The organism is Mycolicibacterium hippocampi (genome assembly GCF_010723735.1).
GTDB lineage: Bacteria > Actinomycetota > Actinomycetes > Mycobacteriales > Mycobacteriaceae > Mycobacterium > Mycobacterium hippocampi.
In genome coordinates this window covers 4,018,096-4,038,417 of the sequence record NZ_BLLB01000002.1, presented here as the reverse complement: position 1 = coordinate 4,038,417, position 20,322 = coordinate 4,018,096, and the positions used below count along the sequence as shown (strand labels likewise).

Sequence of the window (20,322 nt, the reverse complement as noted above, 5' to 3'; positions counted from 1 at the left end):
GGATCAGCCTACCGACGTGACCAGGGCAAGAGCCGACTGCTTCGAGATCTGCCAGCCGGTCGGGCTCGGGCCCGCCACGAACGTCAACGGCTGGGTTGCGACCACACCGGAGGCGGCCGTCGCGGTGACGTTCGCCGTCGCCACGGGACCGTTCTGGTCGATCCCGTCGATCGAGAAGCTGAGCGGGAAGTACCCCTTGGCCGCGGCGTTGTTGTAGGCGCGGTCAGCGGTGATGCCCTCGATCCGGCCGATCCCACCCTGGATGTAGCTGGCCTTGGATCCGGAGAAAGAGCCTGGTCCGGACAGCGCGGTCAGCGTGGACAGCAGCGGTGCCTGCAGATCGGGCGCCGGCGCGGCTGGCAGCGGCACGTCGAAGACGACCGGCTGCACCGCGGGCTGTGCGGGGGCGCCGGGAGTCCCGGTGCCGCCTGCAACAAGGGTCACACCCGCCGCCGCAGCACCCACTACGACGGCTGCTGCTGCCCCAGCTGTCAAGCTGGTAACGAGGGTTTTCAGGGTCACGGCTGTCCTTCCGTTCGGCCGAACTGATCATCAAAGGCTAACAGTGTTGCTGGTGTGTCGAATTCCTAGAGCACACACAAAGACTGAATCGCCGGTAGCGTTGAAGTTGTTACCGCGCCAACATCCGGTGTGGGAAAGGAGCTCAAGCATGAATGAGTCCGAGCGTTCTGAGGGTTTGTCCCCAGAGGATGCAGCAGAACTTGAGAACCTTCGCCGCGAGGCTGCGCTGCTCCGCGAGCAGTTGGAGAACGCCGTAGGCCCACAGAGCGGACTGCGCAGTGCGCGCGATGTGCACCAGCTCGAGGCACGCATCGATTCGCTGGCCGCCCGGAACGCCAAGCTGATGGACACCCTGAAGGAGGCCCGTCAGCAGTTGCTGGCGCTGCGCGAGGAGGTCGACCGGCTCGGCCAGCCACCCAGCGGCTACGGCGTGCTGCTGGCCGTGCAGGAGGACGACACGGTCGACGTGTTCACCTCGGGCCGCAAGATGCGCCTGACGTGCTCGCCGAACATCGACACCAAGGAACTCAAGCAGGGCCAGACGGTTCGTCTCAACGAGGCGCTGACCGTGGTGGAAGCAGGTCACTTCGAGTCCGTCGGGGAGATCAGCACCCTGCGCGAGATCCTCTCCGACGGCTACCGGGCCCTGGTGGTCGGCCACGCCGACGAGGAGCGGATCGTCTGGCTCGCCGAGCCCCTGGTCGCGGCCGAGCACCTGCCCGACGGGTACGACGACGACGTGCTCGGCGACGATCGGCCGCGCAAGCTGCGCCCCGGGGACTCGCTTCTGGTCGACACCAAGGCCGGGTACGCATTCGAGCGCATCCCGAAGGCCGAGGTCGAGGATCTGGTGCTCGAAGAGGTGCCCGATGTCAGCTACAACGACATCGGCGGTCTGGGGCGCCAGATCGAGCAGATCCGCGACGCCGTGGAGCTGCCGTTCCTGCACAAGGAGCTCTACCGGGAGTACTCACTGCGCCCGCCCAAGGGCGTGCTGCTCTACGGCCCGCCCGGATGCGGTAAGACCCTGATCGCCAAGGCCGTCGCCAACTCGCTGGCCAAGAAGATGGCCGAGGTGCGCGGCGACGACGCCCGGGAGGCGAAGTCGTACTTCCTCAACATCAAGGGTCCGGAACTGCTGAACAAGTTCGTCGGCGAGACCGAGCGTCACATCAGGCTGATCTTCCAGCGGGCACGCGAGAAGGCCTCCGAGGGCACTCCGGTCATCGTGTTCTTCGACGAGATGGACTCCATTTTCCGCACCCGCGGCACCGGCGTGAGCTCCGACGTCGAAACCACCGTCGTCCCGCAGCTGCTCAGCGAGATCGACGGCGTGGAGGGGCTGGAGAACGTCATCGTGATCGGCGCGTCGAACCGCGAGGACATGATCGACCCGGCGATCCTGCGGCCCGGCCGCCTGGACGTCAAGATCAAGATCGAGCGGCCCGACGCCGAGTCGGCGCAGGACATCTTCAGCAAGTACCTCACCGAGGAACTGCCGATCAACGACGACGATCTGGCCGAGTTCAGCGGCGATCGCAGCCTGACGATCAAGGCGATGATCGAGAAGGTCGTCGACCGGATGTACGCCGAGATCGACGACAACCGGTTCCTGGAGGTCACCTACGCCAACGGCGACAAGGAAGTCATGTACTTCAAGGACTTCAACTCCGGGGCGATGATCCAGAACGTCGTCGACCGGGCGAAGAAGAACGCGATCAAGTCGGTACTCGAGACCGGTCAGCGCGGGCTGCGCATCCAACACCTCCTCGATTCGATCGTCGACGAGTTCGCCGAGAACGAGGACCTGCCCAACACCACCAACCCGGACGACTGGGCCCGGATCTCGGGCAAGAAGGGCGAGCGGATCGTCTACATCCGCACGCTCGTCACCGGCAAGTCGTCGAGTGCCAGCCGGGCTATTGACACCGAGTCGAACCTCGGCCAGTACCTCTAGAGCATCTCGGCAGCCGCCAGCGAGTAGCTGTTGGTCAGGTCGTCCTGGAGCACCTGGGCGGCCTGACTGCTGGTGTCGATCCGTAGCTCTTCGTCGAGGACCCGGGATCGGTACGCCCAGCCCTCGGGCAGTCGGAGCCGGGCGCCCAGCCCGGCAAGGTCTTCGTAGGACAGCGTGGGGTCCACGACCTGGCTCCAGGTCTGCATCACCCAGGTCCGGCCCTGCGGGTCGACGAGTTCGAACACGGGCCGACCGGCGTCGAAGACGAACACGGCGTTGCGGGTGACGGTGTTGGCCAGATAGGGCGCGGGATTCATCGACGTCAACGCCACGGTGGCCTGTCGGATCATGTCGATCCCGCCGAAGGTCGCCGTCTCCTGCGGTCCGCCTGTGTCCTTGACGATGCCGTCCATCAGCCAGTACCGGGGACCGTTGAGCAGCGCCGCTGTCACGCCGTGCTCCGCGGCCAGGGCACCGGCGTCGAGTTGCGACCACAGATCGGGCGGGCAGTCGTTGAGACCGAATGTGTTGTACACGACTGCCTGCGGCCCGTCTCCGGCCTTCGCGCCGACGTCCACGAGTAAGACCTCGCCGTAACGCTTGCCCCGCAGCCCATTCATTCGAGTGAATCTAATGCGTATGGCGGCCGATCCAGCGGGCTTCACACGGCGAGATTGAGCAATTTTTCCCATCACCGCGGGCCCTGTCGAGCAGTACGCTCGGGCAGTGACATCACCACGACCGCTACTGGCCCTACTCATGGTGGCCCCGGTGGTCGCTGGATGCCAGTTCTCGTTCTCCGCCGGCGGCCCGGATTACGAGAAGCTCGAGACCGCGATCGCCGACGAGCTCAACACCCAGTACGCCGCCATCTCCCGGCAGGTCGACACCGTCGAGTGCCCCCGACCCTCGGAGTCGCCGAAGGCGGGATCCAGCTTCAACTGCATCGCCGACCTCGAGGGCAACGATGTTCGGGTGGAGGTGAACTTCACCGACGACGATTACAACGTCGACTTCGCCACCCTCGATGTGGTCTACGACCTCGCCGAGACGAGCAAGGGTCTGACCGAGGACGTCTCGCAGGACTACGGCTTCGCCGTCACGGTGCAATGCGGTGACGGGCTCAAGGTGGTGGCTGTCGGGGAGTCGTTCGAATGCGAGGCAGCCGATCCGCGAGGAGACACCCGGCCGGTCAGGGTGACCGCCGGCGGTCCGGACGGTCAGGACACCTGGGAAGTGGTCGGCGGCAGCTGAGCCGGCGGCCTCGCCGCCTGATCTGGGATAACCTGCCTGCCAATGGCAGGCTTGGCGTGGCGCACAGAGCTCGGCAGCCGGTTGACGCGCGCGTGGGCCCAGGCCCGCTCCGGCGGTGGCGAGGTGCATGTCCTGCTCGGAGACGCCGGGATGGGCAAGTCCAGCGCGCTGTCCTGGCTTGCCGACGAGATCGGACCCCCGGCGCGGATGCTCACCTGCCGCGGTGGTGAGCTGGGGACCCCGATGGCCACCGCGGTGGAGATCGCGACCCTGTTGCCGGTCCCGGCCGCCACCGATTGGTGCTCGGCGGACCCCGACCCGATGCGGGCCGCCGACGTGCTCTGCTCCGCGTTGGAGAGTTCCACCGACGTCGCACTGCTCGTCGACGACATACACGACGCAGACCCGTCCAGCCGCACCGCACTGAACCTGGCATTGCGCCGCGCAGTGCTCAGCGGGGCATTGGTGGTCGTCACCGGCCGCCGCGTCCGGGCGACATCTGCGTTCGCCGAGGGTTTCTGTACCCACGAACTCCACGGGTTGGCGCCCGAGGACGCGATGGACGTGCTCGGTTCGGCCACCGACGCCCCGATCCATCCGTCGGTCGCCCGGCAGCTGATCGACGTGGCGTCGGGCAATCCGCTGGCCCTCGGGGAACTGCCCCAGGCGCTGTCGCGGGACCAGCTGAGCGGCGTACTGCCGCTGCCGCAAGAGATTCCACTCGCCGGAAACCTGGCCGCCGTCTTCACCCGGCAGCTTCCACCACCAGGCAGCCCGGCCCGTGAACTGCTCGATCGAGTCGCGCTGTCCTCGGACGGTTCCTGGGCGGCCCTCGCCGAGTCCGAATCCCCGAGTGCGCAAGCGGCTCTCGGCGAGCTGGAGAACCTCGGGCTGGTCCGGCTGTCCCACGGGCGACTGAGTCTGTGCCATCCGTTGTTGCGCAGCGCGGTTCTCGGCGGGATGTCGGAGCTTCGGCGCCGAACGCTCAACGCCGAGTTCGCGATGAACCCGGCGGTGTCAGACGAAGTCCGGCTGGCTCACCGAGCGCAGGGCACCATCGGACCGGACGAGACGCTCACCGACGCCCTCGTCGCCGCCGCCGAGGGCATGCGGGCCGGCCGCGGGATCGAGCCTGCCGCCAGGATGCTCGACCTCGCCGTCGGCATGACGGGCAGTGATTCCCGCCGGGGCCGGCTGCGTCTGGAAGCCGCCGAACTGCTCGGGGCGGCAGGGGAGGCCGAGGCTGCCCGACACCGGCTCGAGACGCTCCTTGCCGACCCGGCCTCCAGCGAGCTGTACGTGGCGGCGGCGCTGACACTGGCGACCCTCGAAGCGCTGGACGGCGCCCCCGCCATGGCCCAGCAGCGGCTCACGGAATGTCTTGCGCTCGCCACACCGGAGCAGGCCGGTGCCGTGCTCGCCCGGATGGCCATCCCGCTGGGGATGCTCGGTCTGGTCGCGCAGATCGTTGAGACCGCCCAGGCCGCAGTCAAACAGACCGACCCGGGGTCGGTGGAATCCGACGTGGCGACCGTTGTGCTCGCCCATGCCACCAGCGCGTGGGACGAAGGTCGTGCCGACGAGCTCGCCGGTACGCTGGACACCCTCGACCTGATGGCTGCCATCCGCCATGACCCTCTGGTCGGGTTGCACGTCGGCAGAGCGATGTCCATCGCGGAGCGATACGACGCCGGCGTGTCCCGGTTGACCGGCTTGATCGGTGCGCTGCGGCTCGACGGCGCGCGGGCTTCCCTGGCGATGGCATACGGCGCCCTCGGCGAAACTCACGTCCGAGCTTCACGATTCGACGACGCTGTGGTGTGCCTTGACGAGGCCGTGGCGCTCTGCCTGGCCACCGGGCAACGGGCGTTCGCGCCGTTCTGGCTGTCCCTGCGGGCCCGCGTGGCCGCGATCAGAGGTGACGACGAGGCGGCTGCCGCCGACCTGGAACTGGGTTTCGCGATCTCCGACGAACAGTCGACGTTCGGGGCGCGCTACTTCCTGCTGGCCAACGCGGGGTTGGCCGCGCTCAGCGAGTGCAGGTACCACGACGTCGTCGGCCACCTGGGCGAATGCTGGGCGTTCGAGCAGGTGGCAGGCCTGCTGGCGCCGCAACTGGCGCGGTGGCACGTCGACCTGGTCGAGGCCTATGTCGCGTTGGGACGTCCAGGTGACGCGGAGCCGATCGTGGCTCACCTGGCCGCCGTGGCCGCCACTCCCGGGTCCAGCCGATGGACTGGGGCGACCGCTCGCCGGGCGAGGGCGTTGGTGTGCGCGCAGGCTGACCCGCAGCAGGCGCTGCACCTGCTCGACGAGGCCGTCGCTCTCTTCGATCCCGAGGCTGACGCGTTCGACCGCGCCCGCGCCCTGATGGACAGGGCGGCGGTGTCCACCGACAGGGCCGAGCGGGATCGGGCCCGGACCGAGGCTCTCTACGGATTTCGCCGCATCGGCGCCTCGTCATGGGCTGCGCGCCTGCAACCGGCGACCCATTCCGAGGAGATGGGCAGACTGACCGACTCCGAGCGCCGGATTCTCGAGGAGGTCGCGCGCGGGTTGACGAACCAGCAGATCGCCAAGAGGCTGCATCTGAGTGCCAAGACGGTCGCCAACCATCTGTATCGCGCCTACCGCAAGCTCGGCGTGTCCTCACGCACCGAGGCGACCCGCCACATGCTGCTGTCCGAAGGGCGCTCGGATCAAGGACGTTGGGATCAGGGACGTTCGAGCTCCAGGTAGGCGTCGCGGCCGGCGAGGCTCACCGCGACGTCGGCGATCAGCGGTTCGAAGAACCGTTGCCGGTACAGCGGGTCGACGCTGGTGCTCACGGTGAAGTACAGGCCGGACAGCACCGCGACGAACAGCGAGGTGTGCACGACGGTCTGGGGCATCGGAACGTGGACGCCGAACCACGTTCCCGCACAGGGAGGTACGCCGACCGCACAGGTCTGCTCGCCGGACCACAGCACCGTGACCTCGTCGGGGATGGCGATCACCCCCAGGGTCAGGAAGAACACGAACAGGCCCGCGGTGAACAACACCACCTGGATGGCCTGGGAGACGACCATGACGGCCACCACGTTCACCTGCTCCGCCAACGACAGTGGGGTCTTGGCGGCGGGAGTGCCGGCGTGGTCGGCCAACGGAGTTGCCGCGAGCAGCGCCGTGGGATCAGACGGCCCGGACCGGTCCTCACGTAGCGCGTTGACCTCGTCGCGGATGGTGGCGACCATGAACGCCAGCGCCACCACGGCAAGGAAACCGACTGTCTGCCAAAGCCTTTCCCGTGTCAGTCGGGCGGCCAGTTGCCAGAGCTCGCCGGTGAAGTACACGACCACGGTCAACATCAGCAGCGGCAGCGCGCGGCTCATCAGCGTTCCCAGGGCGCCCAGCTGGATCCACGCGAACCGGAACGCCCACAACAGGATCGAACCGAAACCCAGGTAGGTGAACCAGATTGCCAGCAACGACACCACCAGGAACGCGGGTACCTCCGCCAGCGCCGCCGCCGACCATCCCGAGGCGATCACCGGCATCAGCAGCACGAATACCGCCATCACCGCCAGGGCAGCGGTGCGCCTACCGGCCTCCGACGCCGTCGTGCCGCGCTCGTGCAGCACGTGCAGCGCAAACGGGGCGCCGGCGAGCACGGCGGCGATGACCCCCAGTCGAACGATGTAGCCGTAGTCGGGATCGTCACCCGTCCAGTCGGCGAGCAGCATCGTCACGGCGGTCAACGCGCCCACCCCCGCCACCACCGGCGCCGAACGGGCGATGAGCGCACGTGAGCGCACCCGCCGGGTGAGCACCAACGGCAGTCCGCGGTGCAGGAACCAGTCGTGGATCTGCCGCAGCGCCACATCGGGTGCGCTCACCGTGCCGCCGTCGCGGCGCGGTAGCGGTCCCGGGCCACCAGGGTGAGCCGCAGGTCGTCGATCAGCGGGTCGAGGTACTGCTGCCGGTACTCCTTGTCGCTCACGGCCCGCGCGGCCAGGTACATGAACGTCAACGCGGTCAGGAACATCGTGACCTGGATCAGCGCGTCGGGTATCGGCAGCGTCATCCCCAGGAAATGGCCGTCGGTAGATCCGCCCTGGGTCAAGGCCGCCAACATCTCCGGACTCACCAGGAGCAGCCCGAGCGCAAGGAACAGCAGCCCGGTCACCACCGCGACGGTGAGTACCTGGACGATCTGGGACAGCGCAAGCACGAACACCACGTTGATCCGTTCCGGCTTGGACAACGCGACCCGGCGGGGCCGGTCGGGCAGTGTCTCGAACGGCGTTCCGGTCAGTTTCGCGGCGTCCTCGGGTTGCTTGGCATCCGGTTGCAGGATCGGGCGGACCCGGCTCAGCGTGCCGGACACCAGGAACGCCGCCGCGATGGCGAACAGGAACAGCAGTGCCAACCACAACCGGGCACGGCTGACGGTCGAGGCCATCGTCCAGACGGGGCCGTTGAAGAACACCAACACGGTCAGCAGCATCACCGGCAGCGCGCGCAGCAGCATGCTGCCAACAGACGCGAGGTTGGCCCCCGTCACCCGCGCCGCCCAGCCGAGAATCGAACCGATTCCCGTTGCGGTGCACACCAATATCAGCGCGATGACCACCAGCTCGACGGTCACGTTGACGATGACGTAGGAGCTCGGACCGCCGAACACGACGGCCAGCGCGGCCACCACCATCGTCGCGGTCGAAACGGCGCCGCGCACCCGCAGCTCCTCGACCCGCGACACCAGCCAGCCCGCCAGCGCCGCTGCCGGAAGCACCAGCACCACCACCCCGAGCAGAAACCACTCGGTGCGCGTCGGTGAACCGTCGATGTCGATCGTGTGCCGCCCGGTGACGGCGACGACCAGGATCGAGAACCCGAGCATCACCGCGAAAGCCGCGAACGCCGGTGCCGACCGCGTCCAGGTCCGACGCACCAAGGTGCCGGGGCGCAGCACGGCGGGCAGACCGTGCTGCAGGAACCAGCGTTCGGCGGCCAGGCGTTGTTCGGAGGTCGGACTCATTGTCGGCCAATCTCATCACGGCGCCCCGTCGCCCGCCTGCGTTCCACGCAGCCTCGTGACCTTGCCCGCAACCTCGACCTCTACGCTGGGCGGTATGCAACGGATCATCGGAACGGAGGTCGAGTACGGCATCTCTTCGCCGTCCGACCCGACCGCGAATCCGATCCTGACTTCCACCCAGGCGGTGCTGGCGTATGCGGCCGCTGCGGGCATCCAGCGCGCCAAGCGCACCCGGTGGGACTACGAGGTGGAATCCCCGCTGCGTGACGCACGCGGTTTCGACCTCAGCCGGGCGTCGGGCCCGCCGCCTGTCGTGGACGCCGACGAGGTCGGCGCCGCCAACATGATCCTGACCAACGGCGCGCGGCTCTACGTCGACCACGCCCACCCCGAGTACTCCGCGCCCGAGTGCACCGACCCGATGGATGCGGTGATCTGGGACAAAGCCGGGGAACGCGTGATGGAGGCCGCCGCACGCCACGTCGCCAGCGTCCCCGGCGCGGCCCGGCTGCAGCTCTACAAGAACAACATCGACAACAAGGGCGCGTCCTACGGTTCGCACGAGAACTATCTGATGTCACGCCAGACACCGTTCTCGGCGATCATCGCCGGCCTGACGCCGTTTCTGGTGTCCCGCCAGGTGGTCACCGGGTCGGGCAGGGTCGGGATCGGACCCTCGGGTGACGAGCCCGGCTTCCAGCTCTCCCAGCGCTCCGACTACATCGAGGTCGAGGTCGGCCTCGAGACCACGCTCAAGCGCGGCATCATCAACACCCGCGACGAGCCCCATGCCGACGCCGACAAGTACCGGCGGCTGCACGTCATCATCGGAGACGCGAATCTGGCCGAGACGTCCACCTATCTGAAGGTCGGCGCGACCGCTCTGGTGCTCGACCTGATCGAGGAGGGGTTCGACCTCACCGATCTGGTGCTGGCCCGCCCGGTGCACGCCGTCCACGTCATCAGCCGAGACCCGTCATTGCGGGCCACTGTGGCCCTGGCCGACGGTCGCGAACTCACCGCGTTGGCGTTGCAGCGGATCTATCTGGACCGGGTCGCCAAACTGGTCGACAGCCGCGACCCGGATCCGCGGGCCTCCCATGTCGTCGAAACCTGGGCCAAGGTGCTCGATCTGCTCGAGCGTGATCCGATGGAGTGTGCCGACCTGCTGGACTGGCCGGCCAAGCTGCGGCTGCTCGAAGGTTTCCGCCAACGGGAGAACCTCGGTTGGTCGGCCCCCCGGCTGCACCTGGTGGATCTGCAGTACTCCGATGTGCGCCTGGACAAGGGGTTGTACAACCGTCTCGTGGCCCGGGGCTCGATGCAGCGGTTGGTCACCGAGCAGCAGGTGCTCGACGCGGTCGACAACCCGCCGACCGACACCCGGGCCTACTTCCGGGGGGAGTGTCTGCGCCGGTTCGGGGCCGACATCGCCGCCGCCAGCTGGGACTCGGTGATCTTCGACCTCGGCGGGGATTCGCTGGTGCGGATTCCGACGCTGGAGCCCCTGCGGGGCAGCAAGGCCCATGTCGGGGCTCTGCTCGACTCGGTCAACAGCGCCGTCGAACTCGTGGAGCAGCTGACGACCAGCTGATCGGACTATCCCCAGCAATCTCGCTGCCGACCGGTAGTGTGGTGGATTCAGACATACGCAGGAGGCAGCGATGGCCCAGGAGCAGACCAAGCGGGGTGGCGGCGGCGGTGATGACGACGACCCCGCCGGCAGCACGGGCGCCGGCCAGGAGCGCCGCGAGAAGCTCGCCGAGGAGACCGATGACCTGCTCGACGAGATCGACGACGTTCTCGAGGAGAACGCCGAGGACTTCGTCCGCGCCTATGTCCAGAAGGGCGGCCAGTGACCTGGCCGCACCGCGAACAATCATTGCCCGGAGCTTTTGACGCCTTGCCGCACGTTATGTCCCATGGTGGTGTGAACCTGTCCTCGTTCTCCGACTTCCTGCGCCACCAGGCGCCACATCTGCTGCCCGGTTCAGGTTCCGGTTCTGGTTCGACACCGACGGACGCGGTGCCCCACGGAACCACCATCGTCGCGCTGAAGTATCCCGGCGGCGTGGTGATGGCCGGTGATCGGCGGGCGACCCAGGGCCACATGATCGCCAGCCGCGACGTCCAGAAGGTGTACATCACCGACGAATACACCGTGACCGGCATCGCCGGGACGGCCGCGATCGCGGTGGAGTTCGCCCGGTTGTACGCGGTGGAACTCGAGCACTACGAGAAGATCGAAGGGGTGGCGCTGACGTTCCCCGGCAAGGTGAACCGGTTGGCCACCATGGTGCGCGGCAACCTGGGTGCGGCGCTGCAGGGTTTCGTGGCGCTGCCCTTGTTGGCCGGATACGACCTCGACGACAAGAACCCCGAGGGCGCGGGCCGGATCGTGTCGTTCGACGCCGCCGGCGGGTGGAACTTCGAGGAGGAGGGCTACCAGTCGGTCGGTTCCGGCTCGATCTTCGCCAAGTCCTCGATGAAGAAGCTCTACTCGCAGGTCACCGACGCGGACTCCGCGCTGCGGGTGGCGATCGAGGCGCTCTACGACGCCGCCGACGACGACTCCGCGACCGGCGGGCCCGACCTGGTGCGGGGGATCTATCCGACCGCGGTGGCCATCGATGCCGACGGCGCCGCCGATGTGCCCGAGCAGCAGATCGCCGCGGTGTGCCGGCAGATCATCGAGAGTCGTTCGCGGGCAGACACCTTCGGTCCCGACGCCGAGCCTCGAGGTGAGGATTCGTGAGCTTTCCCTATTTCATCTCGCCTGAGCAGGCGATGCGGGAGCGCTCGGAGCTGGCGCGCAAGGGCATCGCCCGGGGGCGCAGCGTCGTCGTGCTGGCCTACGCAGACGGTGTGCTGTTCGTCGCCGAGAACCCGTCGCGGTCTCTGCAGAAGGTCAGCGAACTCTACGACCGCGTCGGTTTCGCCGCCGTCGGCCGCTTCAACGAGTTCAACAACCTGCGCAGCGGCGGCATCCGGTTCGCCGACACCCAGGGTTATGCGTACTCACGCCGTGACGTGACCGGTCGTCAACTGGCCAACGTCTACGCCCAGACGTTGGGAACGATCTTCACCGAGCAGGCCAAGCCGTACGAAGTGGAACTGTGCGTGGCCGAGGTCGCCCACTACGGCGAGACCAAAGCCCCTGAGCTGTACCGCATCACCTACGACGGCTCGATCGCCGACGAGCCTCACTTCGTCGTGATGGGTGGGGTCACCGAACCGATCGCCACCGCGCTCAACGAGTCCTACACCGAGAACGCGAGCCTGTCCGATGCGGTCGCGATCGCCGTGGCGGCGCTCAGTGCCAGCGGCGACGGCGGCGAGCCTCGTGCCCTGGGGCCGGCGACGCTGGAGGTGGCCGTCCTGGAGGCCAACCGACCGAGGCGGGCGTTCCGCCGGATCACCGGGTCGGCACTGGAAGCGTTGCTGCCACAAGGTGATTCGAGCGGCCCAGCCGACACCGCGGATGCGTCGAAAGCGGAATCCTAGGATTTCGCGGGGTCACGGAACCGCCGGTGCAACTGTTGCCGGCTGACACCTAGGACACAGCCGATCTGTGCCCAGGTCAGGCCAGCCCGTAGATTTCCGCCTCGACACGGGCTCTGATCGCGTCCAACTCGGGGTGGTCTTGCCACCACGGCTTCGTGCGCTTGGTCGCGGCACCGTCGGCAGCGGAGTCGTCATCATTTGTTGACGACTCCGACGGTTGGGGGTCGGCCTGGTCGGGTGAGTTCATTCGATGACCTCCTCTCGTCACGCCAGCCGGTCCCGCCGCTCCGACAATTCCATCGCGTGTCCGTCTTGCGTCCGAGGCTCCGAAGATGGATGATCTGTTGCGTATGACGCAATGCGTTGCGTAATACGCAACATAAGATCGTCAACGTCGCCGTCGAGAATCTCTTTGCCGAAATGGAGCGGTCGGCCTATGCCCAAAATCGTGGTGATCGGTGCCGGCATCGTCGGTACCTCTCTGGCCGACGAGCTGACCGAGCGCGGCTGGACCGACGTGACCGTCGTGGACCGTGGACCGCTGTTCGCCACCGGCGGTTCCACCTCCCACGCCCCCGGGTTGGTGTTCCAGACCAACCCGTCGAAGACCATGACCGCGTTCGCGAAGTACACGGTCGAGAAGTTCGGCTCACTGCAGCACCCGGATGGGTGGGCCTTCAACCCGGTCGGCGGCTTGGAGGTCGCCACCACCCCCGAGCGGTGGGCTGACCTGCACCGCAAGGCGGGGATGGCGCAGGCGTGGGGGATCGACGGAAGGCTGGTCACGCCGGCCGAATGTGTTGCGCTACACCCGCTCATCGACAGCGGCCGAATCCTCGGCGGCTTCCACACCCCGGCCGACGGACTGGCCAAGGCGCTGCGTGCTGCAGAGGCCCAGGCGCACCGGGCCCAGGCCAGGGGAGCGACGTTCCGGCCGCACACCGAGGTGCTCGGCATCGTCGACAACGGCTCGCGCGTCACCGGGGTGCGCACCGACGACGGTGTCCTCGACGCCGACATCGTCGTCTGCGCGGCGGGGTTCTGGGGTGCGCAGCTCGCCCGTCAGGTCGGCCTGGTGCTTCCGCTGGTGCCGATGGCGCACCAGTACGGCAGAACCGGGCAGATCGAGGCGTTGGTGGGGCGCAACACCGAGCTCACCGAAGCCGGCCTGCCGATCCTGCGCCACCAGGACCGGGATCTCTACTTCCGCGAGCACGTCGACCGCCTCGGCATCGGGTCCTACAGTCACCGCCCGATGCCCGTCGACATGTCCACCTTATCGGCCGAGACCGCGGCAGAACCGATGCCGTCGATGCTGCCGTTCACCGAGGAGGACTTCGCCCCTGCCTGGGCGGCTGCCACCGAATTGATTCCCGCCCTTGAGGATTCGAAGCTCGACGAGGCGTTCAACGGAATCTTCTCGTTCACCCCGGACGGCTTCTCGATCATCGGCGAGCACCGCGAGCTGCCCGGGTTCTGGGTCGCCGAAGCGGTCTGGGTCACCCACTCGGCAGGTGTCGCGCGGGCCACGGCGGAGTGGATCATCGATGGCACGCCGTCGATCGACACCCACGAATGCGACCTGTACCGTTTCGAGGAGGCGGCGCGCAGTCCGTCGTACATCATGGCGACCAGCTCCCAGGCGTTTGTCGAGGTCTACGACGTCATCCATCCGCACCAGTACCGGACCCAGCTGCGCGGACTTCGTACCAGTCCCTTCCACGCGCGCCAGATCGAGGCGGGAGCGTTCTTCTACGAAGGTGGCGGCTGGGAACGCCCGGCCTGGTACCAGGCCAACGATGAACTGACGCAACGACTTCGGGCCGACGGTCTCGTCATTCCCGAACGCGACGAATGGGCCTCGAGGTTCTGGTCGCCGATCTCTGTCGCCGAAGCGAGCTGGACGCGAGAGGCAGTCGCCATGTACGACATGACGTCACTGACCCGCTACGAGGTCAGCGGTCCCGGCGCAGCTGCGTTCCTGCAGCAGATGACCTCCAACAACGTCGACAAGAGTGTCGGGTCCGTCACCTACACGCTGCTCCTCGACAAAAATGGCGGCATCCGAAGCGATCTCACGGTCGCACGGCTGGCGCCGGAGATCTTCCAGGTCGGCGCGAACTCGCCGATGGACTTCGACTGGCTCAGTCGCCACCTGCCGCGGGACGTCACGCTGCGCGACGTGACCGGTGCAACCTGCTGCATCGGGCTGTGGGGCCCTCGCGCCCGTGAAGTGGTCTCCCCACTGTGCCCCGACGACCTGTCCCACAACGGCTTCCGGTACTTCCGGGCGCTGCGCACCTTCCTCGACACCATCCCGGTGACCATGATGCGGGTGTCCTATGTCGGCGAACTCGGCTGGGAGATCTACACCAGCGCCGAATACGGCACGGCGCTGTGGGATCTGTTGACGCAGGCTGGCCACGAGCACGGAATCATCCCCGCCGGCCGGATCGCCTTCAACAGCCTGCGCATCGAAAAGGGTTACCGCAGCTGGGGAGCCGATATGACAGCCGAACACCGGCCCGCGGCCGCCGGGCTGGACTTCGCGGTGCGGATGGACAAAGCCGCCGATTTCGTCGGCAGGGCCGCGCTGCAACAGTCGGCGGCTCCGCAGTCGGTGCTGCGCAGCATCGTGTTCGACGACCCGAACGCTGCCGTGCTCGGCAAGGAGGCGGTCTTCGTCGACGGTCGCTGTGTCGGCTACGTGACCAGCGCCGGGCACTCCGCGACGGTCGGACGCACCATCGCCTACGCGTACCTGCCGGCGGCCGTCGACATCGGCGCCACGGTCACTGTGGCCTACCGCGGTGTCACTCACACCGCCGTCGTACACGCCGAACCTGTGGTCGACCCCGAGATGGCTCGGATCAGGAGGTAGCGGAGATGGGATACGACGTCATCGTCATCGGGCTCGGCGGCATGGGAAGCGCTGCCGCATACCACCTCGCTGCGCGCGGACAGCGCGTCCTCGGGCTGGAGAAGTTCACCCCCGCCCACGACAAGGGCTCCAGCCACGGTGGCTCACGGATCATCCGGCAGTCCTACTTCGAAGATCCCGCGTATGTGCCGCTTCTGCTGCGCGCCTACGAGCTGTGGGCCGGGCTGGCCGCCGCCTCACGCACCGAGGTGTACCGCGTCACCGGTGGGCTGTTCATCGGCCCGCCGGACTGCCTGACCGTCGCCGGCAGCCTCACCGCAAGCCGTCGCTGGGGGCTTCGGCACGAGGTGCTCGATGCCGGTGAGATCCGATCCCGCCACCCGCAATTCACCCCCGGCGCCGACGACATCGCGCTGTACGAGCAGATGGCGGGGTTCGCCCGGCCGGAACTGACAGTCGCGGCCCATCTCGGTCTCGCCGAACAGGTCGGCGCAACGCTGCAGTTCGGCGAAGAAGTCCTCGAATGGGCCGAGACGTCCTCCGGGGTGACGGTGCGTACCGAACGAGGGACGTACACGGCGGGGCAGCTGGTCATCTGCCCCGGTGCCTGGGCGCCGCAGTTGCTCACCGAGTTCGGCATCCCGATCACGATCGAGCGGCAGGTGCTCTACTGGCTCGACCCGGTCGGGGGCACCGCGCCGTTCACCGAGCACCCGATCTTCATCCACGAGGGCGTCGACGGGATGCAGATCTACGGCTTCCCCGCCATCGACGGCCCGCGGGGCGGGGTCAAGGTCGCGTTCTTCCGCAAGGGCGTGGTGTGCACCCCGGACACCATCGACCGAACCGTATACGACCACGAGATCCGCGAGATGCGGGCACGCGCAGCCGAACTGCTGCCTGCGCTGGACGGTCGGTGTCTGCAGTCGGCGACCTGTATGTACTCCAACACCCCCGATCAGCATTTTGTGATCGCCCGGCACCCCGAGTGCGCGTCGGTGACCGTCGCGTGCGGATTCTCGGGCCACGGGTTCAAGTTCGTCCCGGTGGTCGGCGAGATCCTCGCCGACCTCGCCATCGACGGCGGCACCGGGCATCCGATCTCGTTGTTCGACCCGAAGCGGCTGGTGACCACATGACCGGAGATCGTTCGCCCCTGGCCGCGCCGGCGCTGCGCACCACACTCGGCGGCCACTACTACGCCAGCGCCGACGTCTTCGCCGCAGAGCAGGAACACATCTTCGAGGACATGTGGTTCTGCGCCGCCAGGTCGGCGGATCTTGCGCTGCCGGGCAAATTCCGCAAGGTGCAGGTCGGCCGGGAGAGCGTGCTGCTGGTGCGGGGACGCGACGGCCTGCTGCGGGCCTTTCTGAACATCTGCAGGCACCGCGGGGCGCAGTTGTGCACCGAGCCCGAAGGCGAAGTCAAGCGCAACCTGCGCTGCCCGTATCACTCCTGGACCTATGCGCTGGACGGCAGGCTGACCGCCGCGCCCAACATCGGTCTGTTGACCGACGGTGCCGGCGCACCGATCGACCGCTACGAGTACGGCCTGGTGCCGGTGGCACTGACCGAATGGCTCGGCTACGCCTGGGTGTGTCTGTCCGACACCCCGCCTGCGTTCGAGGAGGTGGTGGCCGAGGCCACCAGGACGCTCGACGACGCCGACGCCATCAACCGCTACGGTATCGGCGGTCTGGACGTGGGCCACCGGGTCGTCTACGACGTGGCCGCGAACTGGAAGCTGATCGTGGAGAACTTCATGGAGTGCTACCACTGCAGCTCCATCCACCCCGAGCTCGTCGACGTCGTGCCCGAGTTCGCACGCGGGGTGGCGGCCCAGGCGAACATCGGCATCGGTAGCGAATTCGGCGCGCAGGTAGCCGGATTCACAGTGGGCGGAGCGGCCGGGTTCGACCGGCTGCCGGGCATCACCGACGAGCAGGACCGACGCTACTTCGCCATCACCGTCAAACCGACGGTGTTCATCAACCTGGTGCCCGACCATGTCATCTTCCACCGGATGTACCCGATGTCGGCGGACCGCACCGTCGTGGAATGCGACTGGCTCTACACCGGTGACGTCCTCGGAAGCGGACAGGACATCGCACGCTCGGCGGAGCTGTTCCACCGGGTCAACGAGCAGGATTTTGCGGCCTGTGAGCGCACCCAGCCCGCCATGTCCTCACGGGCCTACCGGCACGGGGGAGTGCTCGTTCCCGCCGAACACCACATCGCGCAGTTCCATGAGTGGGTAGTGTCCAGCCTCTGCTGACGTGAGGGGTAACCGGTGGACAGCGGCATGGAGCACTTCGGTTACCGGCAGTCTCTGGACCGCAGTATCGGCAAGTTCGCCAGCTTCGCCGCCGGGGTCAGCTACATCTCCATCCTCACGGGCACTTTCCAGCTGTTCTACTTCGGGTTCGGGACCGCGGGGCGTCGGCGATGCCGGTGCGCCGACCTGCTGAAGTAAGGTCTAGCAGCAATGGTCAAGCGTGACAGTTCGCCCGCCGCCGTACAGTCCGTCGACCGCGCGCTGCTGGTGCTGGAGATCCTGGCCGAGCTGGGCCAGGCGGGGGTCACCGAGATCGCCGACGAACTCGGTGTGCACAAATCGACGGTCTCGCGGCTGATCGCGGTGTTGGAGGCCCGCGGATTCGTCGAGCAGATCGCCGAGCGCGGCAAGTACCGGCTGGGTTTCGCGGTGGCCCGGCTCGCCCGCGCTACCAGCGCCGCACTGGACATGGCCAAGCTCAGTCAGGGCATCTGCGAGGCGCTCAGCATCGAGGTGGCCGAAACCGCCAACCTCGCGGTGCTCGACGGGGACCGCATCGTCAACATCGTCGAGGCCATCGGCCCCGCCGAGATCACGCTGCGGACCTGGGTCGGACAGAGCTGCCCGGCGCACGCGACCTCCAGCGGGAAGGTGCTGCTGTCCGGGCTGGATCCCGCCGACGTCCGGTCCCGGCTCGGCGACGTACTGGGCGCCTTCACCGACACCACCGTGCCCAGCACCACCGAGCTGCAGGAGCAACTGTCGCAGACGCGTGAACGCGGCTGGGCCAGCGTGTCCGAGGAGCTCGAGGTCGGGCTCAACGCCGTCGCTGCGCCGGTCTACGACGCCAACTCGCAAGTGGTTGCGGCGCTGAGTGTTTCGGGTCCCTCGTACCGTCTCGGGGTGGAGCGGTTCGAAGAGGTCGCGAAGCTGACCATCGCCGCGGCCGACGCCATCAGCCGGCGACTGGGCTGGATCGCCCGCGACTGAGTTCCGCGCTCGCCTCGGCTATCTCGCGGTCGCCTGCTCCAGGGTCTGCGAATCGCCGACGATCACCGCGAGGATCGCCCGCCACGCATCCGACGGGCGGTTGAGCATCCCGGAATGGGCCGGCCACCCCCACACCGGTCGACCGTCGTCGTAACTACCTGTGCGCAACGGGATCACGCCCGTCATCTCGTCGGGGTCGGCCCCGTGCGGACCGCCGGGGATGCCCTGAACGGCCTCGATGAAGTCGCCGGGCGCGGTCATCGAGAACCGCAGTACGTCCGGGTTGCGATTGTGCCAGTCCCCGGGATCGTCGACGCCCACCCCGGCTCCGGCCGCGGCCAGGAAAAGGGTGCGGTCCGACGTCATCCCCAGCGCCTCGGCCGTCCCAACGATGGACCCGCCGTAGGAGTGGCCGATCACCGTCACAGCGACGCCGTCACCCACCGCCCGATCGACGTCCTCGGTGAACGCCACCAGCCCCGGCGCCATGTCCAGCGCGAACCCCGGGTCGGCGGCCTGGAGAAACGCCGCCGCGGGATCCCGGACCTGCGGGAACGGCCCGCCGAGGTAGGTGATCACGGCCACGTCGCCGCGACCGGCGGAGACGAACCGGCGGGCGGTGGCGGTGTTGGCCGCCGAATCGTCGATCGTAGTGTTCACCCCGGGGACCAGCACCGCGACCCCACGGGCGGTCGAGAGCTGCCCGTTGAGCTCGACCAGCGCAGCGCGGGCCGGATCGAACGCCAGGATCTGACGCTGGATGCGACCGCCGGTACCGACCGGGTCGTCGATCTCGGCGAGCAGGCCGCGGTACACGGCGATCCGTCGCCGGGATCCGGCGTCGCGACCGTCTTCGGCGGCGATCGCGTCGGCGATGTTGAGCCGGTTCGCGGCGATCCTCATCGGCCAGGGAACCCCGTCGGTGTTGCCCACCTCCCGGGGGAACTCGGCGACCAGGCGGTCCCGCTGTGCGGTGGTCATGGCGGCGATCTGTGCGGAGATCCTGTTCTGACTCATCGCCGGCCAGGCGTCCACGACGTCGGCCGCCTGCACCGGCCAAGCGCCTGCAGGGACGGTCGCCGCCACCGGCGGCCCGGTGCGGCCCAGTCCCAATGCGTCGGCGATGTCACCGGCGGCGTCGGCGTCGGCGGCGCCGAGACGCCCGAGTCCGTCGGTGATCCGCTCACCAAGCTCGACGGCCCGGCTTTCCAACAAACCGGCGGCCACCGCGTCGTCACCGCCGGCGAGCTGGATCAGCAGCGGCACCGGGGCGGCGTCGACCGACACCGCGCCGTCGTCGGCGACCGCGAAGCCCTCACCCCGGGCCTTGTCCACCCAGCCGAGGACCTCGGAGCGGGCCGCCGCCAGCTGGTCGGCGCCGTCGTGGGCGGCCACCGAGGCCGTCACCAAGCTGCGGACCACCGACTCGGCGCCGTCGGCGATGAGCCGGGCCTGCCGGCGCGCGGAGTCGGCTGCCGCACCGGTCCAGTGGTCACCGCTGCTGTACGCGGCAGCCACGGCCGCCTCGACCTGTTCGCTGAACCGCCGGGCCGCGGCGTCCCAGTCGTCGGCGAGGCGGTGCAGCGCCGCCGGCTGCCATGCCTGCGCCTGCGACACGGTCGGGCGGGTCATCCGGAAGCGAACCGATCACCGTTGACGGCGTCGGCGCGCTCGAACATCGCCGCCGACGTGCGCGCTGCCGACGCCCATTCCCGCAGCTTTTCGACGACCTCACGAACCTGTTCTCCGACCGGCCCGGGCCGCACCCGCTCGCTCACCGCCGAGCCGCGCAGCCCGCCGGGTTCCAGCTCCGGCCACGGCGCGTCGGCAATCTCCACAGCAGCGGCGGAGACGGCGTCGGCGAGCCGTCGCAGCCGGTCCACATCCACCGACGCGATTTCCCCCATGGCTCATGCTGGCAG

Annotated in this window: 19 protein-coding genes; 12 read left to right on the top strand and 7 right to left on the bottom strand. The window is 68.1% G+C overall.

Features of this window, described 5'->3' with window-relative positions; all coding sequences use genetic code 11:
* Positions 1 to 3: 3 nt before the first annotated feature.
* Complete coding sequence (locus G6N53_RS20500; protein WP_163891466.1) at positions 4 to 522, bottom strand: MTB12 family secreted protein; 519 nt, start codon at positions 520 to 522, stop codon at positions 4 to 6.
* Between the two features lie 148 nt (positions 523 to 670).
* Here G6N53_RS20500 and arc point away from each other — a divergent pair, with 148 nt between their 5' ends.
* The gene (gene arc / locus G6N53_RS20495; RefSeq protein WP_163891464.1) at positions 671 to 2,479 is read left to right on the top strand and encodes a proteasome ATPase; all 1,809 of its coding nucleotides are present in this window, start codon (positions 671 to 673) and stop codon (positions 2,477 to 2,479) included.
* Here arc and G6N53_RS20490 read toward each other — a convergent pair.
* A complete protein-coding gene (locus tag G6N53_RS20490) occupies positions 2,476 to 3,099 on the bottom strand; it encodes a hypothetical protein (protein ID WP_163891462.1) in 624 nt (207 codons plus the stop codon). The genes arc and G6N53_RS20490 overlap by 4 nt on opposite strands.
* A 106-nt stretch (positions 3,100 to 3,205) precedes the next feature.
* Here G6N53_RS20490 and G6N53_RS20485 point away from each other — a divergent pair, with 106 nt between their 5' ends.
* On the top strand, positions 3,206 to 3,733 hold the full coding sequence (locus tag G6N53_RS20485) for a DUF4333 domain-containing protein (RefSeq protein ID WP_237166588.1): 528 nt from the start codon (positions 3,206 to 3,208) through the stop codon (positions 3,731 to 3,733).
* A 42-nt stretch (positions 3,734 to 3,775) separates the two neighbouring features.
* Positions 3,776 to 6,472, top strand: a complete 2,697-nt coding sequence (locus G6N53_RS20480) for a helix-turn-helix transcriptional regulator (RefSeq protein ID WP_163891460.1) — start codon at positions 3,776 to 3,778, stop codon at positions 6,470 to 6,472.
* On the opposite strand, the gene G6N53_RS20475 is transcribed toward G6N53_RS20480, so the two are convergent.
* Together G6N53_RS20475 and G6N53_RS20470 are read right to left on the bottom strand one after the other, a co-directional pair.
* Complete coding sequence (locus tag G6N53_RS20475) at positions 6,448 to 7,608, bottom strand: hypothetical protein (RefSeq protein ID WP_205390425.1); 1,161 nt, start codon at positions 7,606 to 7,608, stop codon at positions 6,448 to 6,450. The two genes, G6N53_RS20480 and G6N53_RS20475, sit on opposite strands and share 25 nt — an antisense overlap.
* Positions 7,605 to 8,750, bottom strand: a complete 1,146-nt coding sequence (locus G6N53_RS20470; protein WP_163891458.1) for a hypothetical protein — start codon at positions 8,748 to 8,750, stop codon at positions 7,605 to 7,607. Before G6N53_RS20470 ends, G6N53_RS20475 begins: the two co-directional genes overlap by 4 nt.
* Positions 8,751 to 8,844: 94 nt before the next feature.
* Between G6N53_RS20470 and dop the strand changes: the two genes are divergently transcribed.
* The 4 genes from dop (at position 8,845) to prcA (ending at position 12,254) form a co-directional block, all read left to right on the top strand.
* The gene (gene dop, locus G6N53_RS20465; RefSeq protein ID WP_163891457.1) at positions 8,845 to 10,344 is read left to right on the top strand and encodes a depupylase/deamidase Dop; all 1,500 of its coding nucleotides are present in this window, start codon (positions 8,845 to 8,847) and stop codon (positions 10,342 to 10,344) included.
* A 70-nt stretch (positions 10,345 to 10,414) separates the two neighbouring features.
* Positions 10,415 to 10,609 carry a ubiquitin-like protein Pup gene (locus G6N53_RS20460; protein ID WP_159235247.1) on the top strand — a complete coding sequence of 65 codons (195 nt, stop codon included), beginning with the start codon at positions 10,415 to 10,417 and terminating at the stop codon, positions 10,607 to 10,609.
* Entirely contained in the window at positions 10,606 to 11,505 is a 900-nt protein-coding gene (prcB, locus tag G6N53_RS20455) for a proteasome subunit beta (protein ID WP_371870844.1), read from the top strand. The genes G6N53_RS20460 and prcB overlap by 4 nt, the downstream gene beginning before the upstream one ends.
* Positions 11,502 to 12,254, top strand: a complete 753-nt coding sequence (prcA, locus tag G6N53_RS20450) for a proteasome subunit alpha (protein ID WP_163891452.1) — start codon at positions 11,502 to 11,504, stop codon at positions 12,252 to 12,254. Before prcB ends, prcA begins: the two co-directional genes overlap by 4 nt.
* Before the next feature lie 76 nt (positions 12,255 to 12,330).
* Here prcA and G6N53_RS20445 read toward each other — a convergent pair whose 3' ends face one another.
* The gene (locus G6N53_RS20445; RefSeq protein WP_163891450.1) at positions 12,331 to 12,501 is read right to left on the bottom strand and encodes a hypothetical protein; all 171 of its coding nucleotides are present in this window, start codon (positions 12,499 to 12,501) and stop codon (positions 12,331 to 12,333) included.
* Between the two features lie 189 nt (positions 12,502 to 12,690).
* Between G6N53_RS20445 and G6N53_RS20440 the strand changes: the two genes are divergently transcribed.
* The 5 genes from G6N53_RS20440 to G6N53_RS20420 are packed head-to-tail and all read left to right on the top strand — an operon-like array spanning position 12,691 to position 18,400.
* Positions 12,691 to 15,135, top strand: a complete 2,445-nt coding sequence (locus G6N53_RS20440) for a GcvT family protein (RefSeq protein ID WP_163891448.1) — start codon at positions 12,691 to 12,693, stop codon at positions 15,133 to 15,135.
* A 5-nt stretch (positions 15,136 to 15,140) separates the two neighbouring features.
* Positions 15,141 to 16,274, top strand: a complete 1,134-nt coding sequence (gene solA / locus G6N53_RS20435) for an N-methyl-L-tryptophan oxidase (protein ID WP_163891446.1) — start codon at positions 15,141 to 15,143, stop codon at positions 16,272 to 16,274.
* Entirely contained in the window at positions 16,271 to 17,410 is a 1,140-nt protein-coding gene (locus tag G6N53_RS20430; RefSeq protein WP_163891444.1) for an aromatic ring-hydroxylating oxygenase subunit alpha, read from the top strand. Before solA ends, G6N53_RS20430 begins: the two co-directional genes overlap by 4 nt.
* 15 nt (positions 17,411 to 17,425) lie before the next feature.
* Complete coding sequence (locus G6N53_RS20425) at positions 17,426 to 17,608, top strand: hypothetical protein (RefSeq protein WP_163886478.1); 183 nt, start codon at positions 17,426 to 17,428, stop codon at positions 17,606 to 17,608.
* A 12-nt stretch (positions 17,609 to 17,620) separates the two neighbouring features.
* A complete protein-coding gene (locus G6N53_RS20420) occupies positions 17,621 to 18,400 on the top strand; it encodes an IclR family transcriptional regulator (protein WP_163891442.1) in 780 nt (259 codons plus the stop codon).
* 18 nt (positions 18,401 to 18,418) lie between these two features.
* On the opposite strand, the gene G6N53_RS20415 is transcribed toward G6N53_RS20420, so the two are convergent.
* Together G6N53_RS20415 and G6N53_RS20410 are read right to left on the bottom strand one after the other, a co-directional pair.
* Positions 18,419 to 20,032, bottom strand: coding sequence for an alpha/beta hydrolase (locus tag G6N53_RS20415; RefSeq protein WP_163891440.1), 1,614 nt, complete (start codon positions 20,030 to 20,032; stop codon positions 18,419 to 18,421).
* Positions 20,029 to 20,307, bottom strand: a complete 279-nt coding sequence (locus G6N53_RS20410; protein WP_163891438.1) for a DUF7162 family protein — start codon at positions 20,305 to 20,307, stop codon at positions 20,029 to 20,031. Before G6N53_RS20410 ends, G6N53_RS20415 begins: the two co-directional genes overlap by 4 nt.
* Positions 20,308 to 20,322 lie beyond the last annotated feature (15 nt).